This window comes from uncultured Methylobacterium sp., assembly GCF_964242245.1.
Taxonomy (GTDB): domain Bacteria; phylum Pseudomonadota; class Alphaproteobacteria; order Rhizobiales; family Beijerinckiaceae; genus Methylobacterium.
The window spans coordinates 5,848-14,280 of sequence record NZ_CAXTBY010000039.1 but is presented as its reverse complement, the minus strand read 5'-3'; the positions used below and the strand labels follow the sequence as shown (position 1 = coordinate 14,280).

Annotated in this window: 9 protein-coding genes and 1 pseudogene; 3 read left to right on the top strand and 7 right to left on the bottom strand. The window is 69.8% G+C overall.

From position 1 onward, the window contains the following. Positions 1 to 477: 477 nt before the first annotated feature. The gene (locus ACFE8Y_RS10825) at positions 478 to 1,248 is read right to left on the bottom strand and encodes an SDR family NAD(P)-dependent oxidoreductase (protein ID WP_375464390.1); all 771 of its coding nucleotides are present in this window, start codon (positions 1,246 to 1,248) and stop codon (positions 478 to 480) included. A gap of 140 nt (positions 1,249 to 1,388) precedes the next feature. Between ACFE8Y_RS10825 and ACFE8Y_RS10820 the strand changes: the two genes are divergently transcribed. Further along, complete coding sequence (locus ACFE8Y_RS10820; protein WP_375464389.1) at positions 1,389 to 2,018, top strand: TetR/AcrR family transcriptional regulator; 630 nt, start codon at positions 1,389 to 1,391, stop codon at positions 2,016 to 2,018. A gap of 15 nt (positions 2,019 to 2,033) precedes the next feature. Here ACFE8Y_RS10820 and ACFE8Y_RS10815 read toward each other — a convergent pair whose 3' ends face one another. The 4 genes and pseudogenes from ACFE8Y_RS10815 to ACFE8Y_RS10800 form a co-directional block, all read right to left on the bottom strand. Beyond that, positions 2,034 to 2,378, bottom strand: coding sequence for a DUF1330 domain-containing protein (locus tag ACFE8Y_RS10815; protein WP_375464388.1), 345 nt, complete (start codon positions 2,376 to 2,378; stop codon positions 2,034 to 2,036). 13 nt (positions 2,379 to 2,391) lie between these two features. Then, positions 2,392 to 3,087, bottom strand: coding sequence for an orotidine-5'-phosphate decarboxylase (gene pyrF / locus ACFE8Y_RS10810; RefSeq protein ID WP_375464387.1), 696 nt, complete (start codon positions 3,085 to 3,087; stop codon positions 2,392 to 2,394). Positions 3,088 to 3,132: 45 nt separating this feature from the next. Continuing rightward, the gene (locus tag ACFE8Y_RS10805; protein WP_375464386.1) at positions 3,133 to 3,768 is read right to left on the bottom strand and encodes a uracil-DNA glycosylase family protein; all 636 of its coding nucleotides are present in this window, start codon (positions 3,766 to 3,768) and stop codon (positions 3,133 to 3,135) included. A 152-nt stretch (positions 3,769 to 3,920) separates the two neighbouring features. Then, positions 3,921 to 4,266 (bottom strand): annotated as a pseudogene (locus ACFE8Y_RS10800) (molybdopterin cofactor-binding domain-containing protein); the annotation flags it as partial. 237 nt (positions 4,267 to 4,503) lie between these two features. Here ACFE8Y_RS10800 and ACFE8Y_RS10795 point away from each other — a divergent pair. After that, positions 4,504 to 6,060: a sensor histidine kinase gene (locus ACFE8Y_RS10795; protein ID WP_375464385.1), complete on the top strand. Its 1,557-nt coding sequence runs from the start codon at positions 4,504 to 4,506 to the stop codon at positions 6,058 to 6,060. 135 nt (positions 6,061 to 6,195) lie between these two features. On the opposite strand, the gene ACFE8Y_RS10790 is transcribed toward ACFE8Y_RS10795, so the two are convergent. Beyond that, positions 6,196 to 6,855, bottom strand: coding sequence for a GntR family transcriptional regulator (locus ACFE8Y_RS10790; RefSeq protein WP_375464384.1), 660 nt, complete (start codon positions 6,853 to 6,855; stop codon positions 6,196 to 6,198). Positions 6,856 to 6,980: 125 nt separating this feature from the next. Here ACFE8Y_RS10790 and ACFE8Y_RS10785 point away from each other — a divergent pair, with 125 nt between their 5' ends. Continuing rightward, positions 6,981 to 7,442, top strand: a complete 462-nt coding sequence (locus ACFE8Y_RS10785) for a hypothetical protein (protein WP_375464405.1) — start codon at positions 6,981 to 6,983, stop codon at positions 7,440 to 7,442. On the opposite strand, the gene ACFE8Y_RS10780 is transcribed toward ACFE8Y_RS10785, so the two are convergent. Beyond that, a complete protein-coding gene (locus tag ACFE8Y_RS10780; RefSeq protein ID WP_375464383.1) occupies positions 7,329 to 8,273 on the bottom strand; it encodes an ABC transporter ATP-binding protein in 945 nt (314 codons plus the stop codon). The genes ACFE8Y_RS10785 and ACFE8Y_RS10780 overlap by 114 nt on opposite strands. Positions 8,274 to 8,433: the final 160 nt, after the last annotated feature.

Below are 8,433 nucleotides of genomic sequence, written 5' to 3'. Positions count from 1 at the left end.
GTAGGGGCAAACTAGAGTGCTCGTTTTGGTGGTTTGTGTTAGAGGTTCTTTGGCAGAAGCGTCTGACGCTGGCGAGGATGGCGTCGGCGAGTTTTGTCCAGACGAAGAGCTTTGACCAGCCCGGCACGCACACGCTCGGCCAGACGGTGTCCGGATCGGTGAGGAGCTTCGACAGGGCGAGCCGCCGCGCGCCCTTCCTGCGCGGGCGTCCGATCGTACCCGGAGGTCAGGCGGCGGCAGATCGTAGAGCGCCCCATCCAGGCGCCGGCGGGTGAGGGCCCGGCCCACGCGGGACGGCATGAGGCGCCTCTTGGCGGGGACACCGCAAGGCCTACCCGTCACCCCCGCTTCGTCACCTCACATCGGCCCCACCCGAATTGGCCGAAGTCGAGCTGAAGAGACGCTCGCGAAACAAGGTCGGAAGTCAGCCCGTCACACGCCCCTGCCTATCCCGGATGGCAACTACGCCGGCAGGTCTCACGCACCGCCCCATTGCATCGTCAGGCCGCCGTCGACGACGAGGGTGTGACCCGTCACGTAATCGCTATCGTCCGAGGCGAGGTACAGGATGGCCTGGGCAATATCGCTGGGCTGGCCGGCCCGGTGCCACGGAATATGCTCCAGGGACTTCTCCAAGGCGGCAGGATCTTCGAACCGGCTTGCGGTCATCGGCGTTTCGATCAGGCCGGGCGCCACGTTGTTGACGTTGATGCGATCGTTGGCGAGTTCGCGGGACAAGCTGCGGCACAGCGAGCCGATCCCGGCCTTCGACATTCCGTAGGGCGTGCTTCCCGGCGTCGGCAGATGCTGCGCGACCGAGGAGACCGTGACGATCTTGCCCCGGCCTCCGACGGCGCGCCGCAGCTTGATGAAGGACCGGCAGCAGAACAGCGGACCCATCAGGTTGACGCGCAGGATCTGCTCCAGCTTGCCGTCGTCCATCTCGGCCACTTCCATCCCGCTCATCGCCTGACCGGCGTTGTTGACGAGGATGTCGAGGACGCCGAGTTCGCTCGCGATGCGATCGAAGGTTGCGGTGACGGAGGCCGGATCGCCGACGTCGTTCTGGATCACGAGCGCCTTGCGCCCGGCGGCCTCCACGAGGCGTGCGGTCTCGGCGATGCCGTCGGCGTCCGTGTTGTAGGTGATCGCCACATCGGCGCCGTGCTGGGCGAACAACTCCGCAGCCGCCTGGCCGATGCCGGAATCCGCGCCGGTGATCAGGGCCTTCTTTCCGTCGAGCTTCATGAGCGTCCGCCTCGATCCGAGGGATGGCGGCCCGAAACGGGGCCTTCCTGGCTCCTAATCTCCCCTCCGCGGCGATGTTCCGAGACGCCCTGCGGCCCGACGTTTTGACGCCCTGGCGGAATGCGGCATACGGTCGGCCGATGACGAGCGCCGTTGCATCCGTGGCTATCCAGGGCGAGGAAAGCGCCCCGACGACCCGCTGCCGCATCCTGGCGACGGCGGAGCGCTCGTTTCGCGAGATCGGTTACCAGAAAACCACGGTCGCCGACATCGCCAAGACGCTCAAGATGAGCCCTGCCAACGTCTACAGGTTTTTCGACTCCAAGAAGGCGATCAACGAGGCCGTGGTCGAGCGCCTGATCGGCGAGGTGGAGGCCCTGATCTCCGGGATCGCCGATCGGCCGGGATCGAGCGCTGGAGCGCGCCTGAGCGCGGTGATCGCCGCCCTGCATCGGGACACCTTGGAGCGCTGCCGGGCGTTTCCCCGGATGCACGAGATGATCGAGGCGGCGATGAGCGAGAGTTGGGAGGTTTGCCGCCACCACGTCGACCGGATCGGGGCCGTGTTCGAGCGGATCGTGGTCGACGGCGTGCGGCGGGGCGAGTTCGAGACCAGCGATCCCGCTGCCGCCGCGCGCTGCCTGCACACGGCGATCGCGCGCTACAGCCATCCGATCCTCGTCAGCCAGTACCCGGACGCGCCGGTCCCCGACCTCGCGGTGATGACGACGTTCCTGCTGCGAAGCCTCCGGCCGGGAGACTGCCGCTAGGAAGGACGCACGCCCCTATTCGGAGGCGGGATTGGCGGCCTGCGGCGGGGGTGAGGCTCCGGGCTGATCGCCGTCGTACCCCTCGATGATCAGGATTTCGGCCTCGACGCCGCCCTTCTGCTTGGCGCGCGCGGCCTGGTAGGCCTCGGACTTCCAGCAGGCGAGGGCGTCGGCGTAGCTCGGGAACTCGATCACCACGTTGCGCGCACGTGCCGTGCCGGCGGCCGCCTCGTAAGGGCCGCCGCGCACCAGGAAGCGGCCGCCGAACGCGGCGAAGGCGGTGCCGTTCGAGGCTGCGTAGTCCTTGTAGGCCTCCGCGTCGTGGATGTCGGCCCGGGCGATCCAGTAGCCACGCTTCATCGTTCTCGCTCCCTCACGCCATCTCGGCGACGATGCCTTGCGCCACCGCCCGTGGGTCGGCGGCGGCGATGATCGGGCGTCCGACCACGACGTGGTCGATGCCGGCCGCGCGCGCCTGCCTCGGGCTCATCACCCGCTTCTGGTCGCCGGCCTCGGCGCCGGCCGGTCGGATGCCCGGCGTCACGATCAGCCGATCCGCACCCACCGCGCGGCGGACCGTCGCCGCCTCCGCGGCGCTGCACACGATCCCGTCGAGGCCCGCCTCGACCGCCTGGGCGGTCCGCCGTGCCACGAGGTCCGGCACGGGCAGGCTGTAGCCGGCTTCCCGGGCGTCGGCCTCCTCGTAGGAGGTCAGGACCGTGACCGCGAGGATCTTCGGCCCGCCCGTGCCCCGCCCGCGCACGGCCGCGCGCATGGTCTGCGGATAGGCGTGCACCGTCAGCAACGTCGCGCCGAGGCCCGTGAGCGCGCGAACCCCCGCCTCCACCGTGTTGCCGATGTCGTGCAGCTTGAGATCGAGGAACACCTTCAGGCCACGCCCGGCCAGTTCCGGCACGAGGGCGAGGCCGCCGGAATAGGCCAGCTGATACCCGATCTTGTAGAAGGTCGCGGCATCGCCGATCCGCGCGATCAGCGCGCGCGCCGCCTCGACTCCGTCGAGGTCGAGGGCGATGATCAGGCGGTCGCGCGGGTCGGTCTGGTCTCGCATCGGCACTCCGGCACGGGCGCAGGGATCACGCGGGTTGTACCGGTGTCAATCCAGATCCGGCCGGGCCATGACCCGCGCCACCTCCGCCTTGAGCACCGGCAGCAAGTCGGCCTCGAACCACGGCTCGCGCTTGAGCCAGCCGTTGTTGCGCCACGACGGGTGCGGCAGCGGCAGGACGCGGGGACGGCGCGGCTCGGCGAGGACCGCGCGCCAGCGCCGCACGGTGCCGGTGAGCCCGTCGGGCATCTTGCCCAGGTGCCAAGCCTGCGCGTACTGGCCGATCACCAGGATCAATTCCAGGTCCGGCAGGCCTGAGAACAGGCTGGCCCGCCAGCGCTCCGCGCATTCCCGGCGTGGCGGGCGGTCGCCGCCCTTGGCGTCGAGGCCGGGAAAGCACGAGCCCATCGGCACGATGGCGACGCGCTCCGCATCGTAGAACGCCGCCTCGTTCAGCCCGAGCCATGCCCGCAGGCGAACGCCGGACGGGTCCATGAACGGCATGCCGGTGCGGTGCGCCCGCGTTCCGGGAGCCTGGCTCGCGATGCAGAGCCGCGCGCCGCTGCTGCCCTGCACGATCGGCCGCGGCTCCTGCGGCAGGGGCGGCCCGTAGAGCGGCGCGTCCCGGCAGATGCGACAGGCACGCAGGCGCGTGGCGGTGGTCTCGAAGGTGGTCTGTCCCATGCCCGCCCGAGATGGGCACGGCACACCCGATCAGGGAGGCCGCACTGGTTCCGAATGATGAGAAACGGCGCGGTGGTGAACCGTACCGTTCGGAAGTCCGGTCTGAGGCTCTTGGAAAGCCGACGCAGCTCAGGCCTGTCCGGCGTGCAACCTCACACGCCCTTCAATCCGGCGAGATCGAGGGGCAGCGAGCGCAGGCGCCGGCCGGTCGCGGAAGAAGACCGCGGGCGCGAGCACCGGCACGCCGGGCTCGCCGATGCCGGTGGGTGCCGCCGACGCGGACACGATGTGCACCTCGATCACCGGCATCCCGCTCATCCGGGTCGGCTCGTCGGTGTCGAAGTTGCGCTCCTGCACCACGCCGTCCTTCAAGGTGGCGCGGTTTCGCAGCACCGCCGACGGCGCGGAGCCGACGGAGCCCTCGACCTGGGCCCGGATGATGGCCGGGTTGACCGCAACGCCGACATCGACCGCAGCGACGATGCGGTTGACCTTCACATGCGGCGTCTTCCGGTCGAGCTGAGCGGATCAGCGCTAGGCCCACCCGCGCCCTCGCAATGTGCGTCCGCGCATGGCGGGCCGCTCCGGTTCGTGCCCGCATCTCCAAAAGGATCGGGAGACTCGTCGCGGTCGTGGCAGGCCGTTCTTAACATATCACCCGCATCGTGGCGCTCCTCGCATGATCCGGCCCGCGGCTCACGGTCCACGGTCCTCGTCCAGCGTCCGAAGAGGCCGATGTCCGACCTGACTGTTGAGATGGTGCAGCGCGGACGCGGACCCTCGACGGAAGAGGTGGCCCGCCGCCGCGGCGTCGCCCGCGACATGCGCTCGGCCCGCGAGAAGCTGACCTCGACGAGCGGGCTGGAACGGGCCTTCGACTACGAGCTGCTGCGTCTCTACGCCCAGTACCGGGCCGGCGCCGGCATCCCGCTCGGGCTGTTCGCCATCGCGCTCGCCGCCGCGGCGAGCTTCTGGGTCGTTCCGGTGGTTCCAGCGGCCTGGGCGCTGTGCGTCTTCCTGATGATCACGCTGAACTCGTCGCTCGGCCGGCGCTTCCTGTGGGCCGAACCGGGGACGATCTCGCTGACGGCGTGGCGCCGCCGCTTCGTGGTCGGCGAGGTGCTGCAGAGCCTGAGCTGGTCGGCGATGATCGGGCTCGCCGCCGCGGGCGGCTGGCACTTCGCGATGTTCGGGCTCGTGATCGCGTCCGCGGTCGCGACCATGGTGGCGGCGACGGTCCCGGCGGCCGCGGTCGCCGCGCTCATCCCGCTCGCGATCTCGACCCTGTCGCTCCTGATGTTCGCCTGGGAAACGGATGCGATCCTGCTCATCGCGATGGCGATCGGATCGCAGATCTTCTTCCTCGGCCTCGCGCAACGCCTCTACACCTCGACGGTCGGCGCCCTCCAATCCCGGGCGGAGAAGGACGCGGTCTTCGGCGAACTGGAGCAGGCCAAGGCCAATTCCGACGAGGCGCGGCGGCGCGCCGAGGAGGCCAACCTCGCAAAATCCCGGTTCCTGGCCACCATGAGCCACGAACTGCGCACGCCCCTCAACGCGATCCTCGGCTTCTCGGAGGTGATGAAGAACGAGGTGTTCGGCCCCCACACCGCGCCGAGCTACGGCGAGTATTCCAACGACATCCACGACAGCGGGATGCACCTGCTCAATCTCATCAACGAGATCCTCGACCTCTCGCGCATCGAGGCGGGCCGCTACGAGCTCAACGAGGAGGCGGTGCAACTCGCCCACATCGTCGAGGAGTGCCGCCACATGATGGGCCTCAAGGCGCGCGGCAAGAACCAGACGTTCCACGACTTCGTCGACGAGACGCTGCCGCGGCTCTGGGCTGACGAGCGGGCGCTGCGCCAGATCGTCCTGAACCTCCTGTCGAACGCGGTGAAGTTCACGCCGCCGGGCGGCGAGATCACGATCAAGGTCGGCTGGACGAGCTCCGGCGGCCAGTACATCGCGGTCAAGGACAGCGGGCCCGGCATCCCGGAGGACGAACTCGGCACCGTGATGTCCTCGTTCGGGCGCGGGTCGCTGGCCATCAAGACCGCCGAGCAGGGCTCCGGCCTCGGCCTGCCGATCGTGAAGGGCCTCGTCGACCTGCACGGTGGCCACTTCACGCTCAGGTCCAAGCCGCGGGAAGGCACCGAGGTGATCGTAACCCTGCCGGCGACCCGCGTGATGGACACGCTGGCGGCCGTCGCGGTCGGCGCGAAGGCGGAGCCTCCGGTCATGCCCGCGCCTGCCGCCAAGCGCCCGGCGACGGCGAAGGCGGCCTGACGTTCAACCGCAGCCAGATCCTCGGGTCTTCCGTTGAAGACCGGCGAGTTCCGAGGGAGACGCGTGGAGCGATCGAGCGGCATCACCGTTTCGGTGGCGGGGCCGGCCCATCCGCTCTTGCGCATAGGCCGCGCGTCAAGCCGCATGCGCCGCCGCGAGACGGCTGAACGCGTCCTCCACCAGGCTGACATGGTTCAGCATGGCAGCGTGCGCGGCTGCCGCATCGCCGGATAGGATCGCGAGGGTGACGGTTTCGTGCTCGGCCTGGGAACGCGGCAGGCGGCCGGGGCTGCGGAACTGCGCGCGTCGATAGGGGCCGAGGCGGCGGCGCAACGCGGTCGCCATGTCCGACAGGATGCTGTTGTGCGTGCCGGCGTAGATCAGGCCGTGGAACACGTGGTTGGCCTCGGCAAACCCCGCCACGTCGTCGTCCTCGACGAGAGCGGCCATCCTCGCGTGCTGGACCTGAAGGCGTCGGCGCTCGATCGGCGTCATGCGGATCGCCGACAGCCGCGCGCAGGTCGCCTCGAGTTCGCCCATCGCGATGAACATCGTCTCCAGGTGCTCGGCCGTGATCTCGGCGACCACGGCGCTGCGGCGCGGCCGGACCTCGACGAGACCGGTGGAGGCCAGTTGCCGGATCGCCTCACGGACCGGCGTCCGCGAGACCGCGTAGCGATCCGCCAGCATCTGTTCGTCGAGGCGCGTTCCCGGTGCGAGCGTACCGGCCAGGATCGCGTCGGCGATCTCGCTGATCAGCTTGTCGGCCTGGGTCTGCCTGCTCGGCCCGTCCATTACAGCTCCCGTCAACGACGCAGGCGTGATCATCCCGACATCATATGCTCGGATCAAGACCTGCATGACGTCATCATTTGTGCAGCGCGGACCTGTTCGCCTGCGGGATCGCGACGCTGGTCCAAATGATCGGCTTCGGTCCGTTCGGCATCCGCCTTCCGGTTATCATGGGGGTGACGGCCGTCTCGATCTCGCCGATGCTCGCGATGGCGGCCATTCCCGGCGTCGGGCTCAACGGCATCTACGGGGCCGTCATCGTCGGCGGCCTGTTCGGCCTCTGCGTCGCGCCCTTCGTAAAGTACGTGCTGAGCTTCTTCCCGACCGTGGTGACCGGCACGATCATCGGGGTTCCTGGCCAACATGGCTGTGCTGCTCGGGGTGTTCGCCGGCTACGTCGCCACGATCGCGCTCGGCTGGACGGACTTCTCCGGCATCCAGGCCGAACCCTGGCTGCGGGTCGTTCCCCGACCTGTCTATCGCGGCTCGACCTTCACCAGGGCGCCGGCCTCGCGGATCGCGTCGAGGGTGAGGATGCGAGGCACCCCGGTGACGGCAAGCCGGGTGCAGCCGCGGGCCAGCATCGTTGAGAGCGCATCGCGCAGCGAAGCCTCGGCCGCGATCTCCGGCTCGCCCATCGCCTCGCCCGGCTCCGCCACCTTCGACACCGTGAGCAGGGCGAGCCGGCGCAGCGCCCGGTCCTGTCCGACGAAGGCGGCGACGAAATCGTCGGCGGGCGCTGCGAGGAGCGCCTGCGGCGCGTCGGCCTGGACCAGCCGGCCGCCGCGCATCAACGCGACGGAATCCCCCATCAGCATCGCCTCGTCGATGTCGTGGGTCACGATCAGCACGGTCTTCCCCAGGCGCCTGAGGATCGCGCCGATTTCGGCCTGGAGCCTGCCGCGCGCCACCGGGTCGACCGCGCCGAACGGCTCGTCCATCAGCAGCACCGGCGGGTCGGCGGCCAGCGCCCGCGCGACGCCGACCCGCTGGCGCTGGCCGCCGGAGAGCGCGTCCGGGCGGCGATCACGATAGGTGGCGGGCTCGAGCCCGACGAGGTCGAGCATCGCGTCGACCCGCTCCGCGATCCGGCCCTTCGGCCAGCCGAGCAGCTCGGGCACCGTGGCGACGTTGCGGGCGACGCTCCGGTGCGGGAACAGGCCGATGCCCTGGAGCACGTAGCCGATGCCGCGCCGCAGCGCGATCGGATCGGCGGCGGTCACGTCCCGCCCGGCGACCGTGATGCGGCCTGCATCCGGATCGATCAGCCGGTTGACCATGCGCAGCGTCGTCGACTTGCCGCAGCCGGAGGGGCCGATCAGCACGCAGGTGGTGCCCTCCGGAACGAGGAGGTCGAGGTTCTCGACGGCGGGCGCGGACGCACCGGGGAACCGCTTGGAGACGCCCTCGAACCGGATCACGGCCGGTGCTAGCAGCCCTTGCAGATCGAGCTCATGGAGCTGCGCGTGCGCGCGTCCCAGGCCTTGTCGCGGGCGGCCGACGCCTTCTGCGCCTTCAGCATCTCCGCCTCGTTCGAGGCCTTCATGGTCGATCCTTTGACCGGAGCTGCTGCCTTGGCGG

What these genes read in the sequence shown, in the direction of transcription:
- ACFE8Y_RS10785 (WP_375464405.1), top strand. Translation starts at nt 6,981, where the DNA reads ATGATCGGCTTCGGTCCGTTCGGCATCCGCCTTCCGGTTATCATGGGG.
- ACFE8Y_RS10825 (WP_375464390.1), bottom strand. Translation starts at nt 1,248, where the DNA reads ATGAAGCTCGACGGAAAGAAGGCCCTGATCACCGGCGCGGATTCCGGC.
- ACFE8Y_RS10815 (WP_375464388.1), bottom strand. Translation starts at nt 2,378, where the DNA reads ATGAAGCGTGGCTACTGGATCGCCCGGGCCGACATCCACGACGCGGAG.
- ACFE8Y_RS10820 (WP_375464389.1), top strand. Translation starts at nt 1,389, where the DNA reads ATGACGAGCGCCGTTGCATCCGTGGCTATCCAGGGCGAGGAAAGCGCC.
- ACFE8Y_RS10795 (WP_375464385.1), top strand. Translation starts at nt 4,504, where the DNA reads ATGTCCGACCTGACTGTTGAGATGGTGCAGCGCGGACGCGGACCCTCG.
- pyrF (WP_375464387.1), bottom strand. Translation starts at nt 3,087, where the DNA reads ATGCGAGACCAGACCGACCCGCGCGACCGCCTGATCATCGCCCTCGAC.
- ACFE8Y_RS10790 (WP_375464384.1), bottom strand. Translation starts at nt 6,855, where the DNA reads ATGGACGGGCCGAGCAGGCAGACCCAGGCCGACAAGCTGATCAGCGAG.
- ACFE8Y_RS10805 (WP_375464386.1), bottom strand. Translation starts at nt 3,768, where the DNA reads ATGGGACAGACCACCTTCGAGACCACCGCCACGCGCCTGCGTGCCTGT.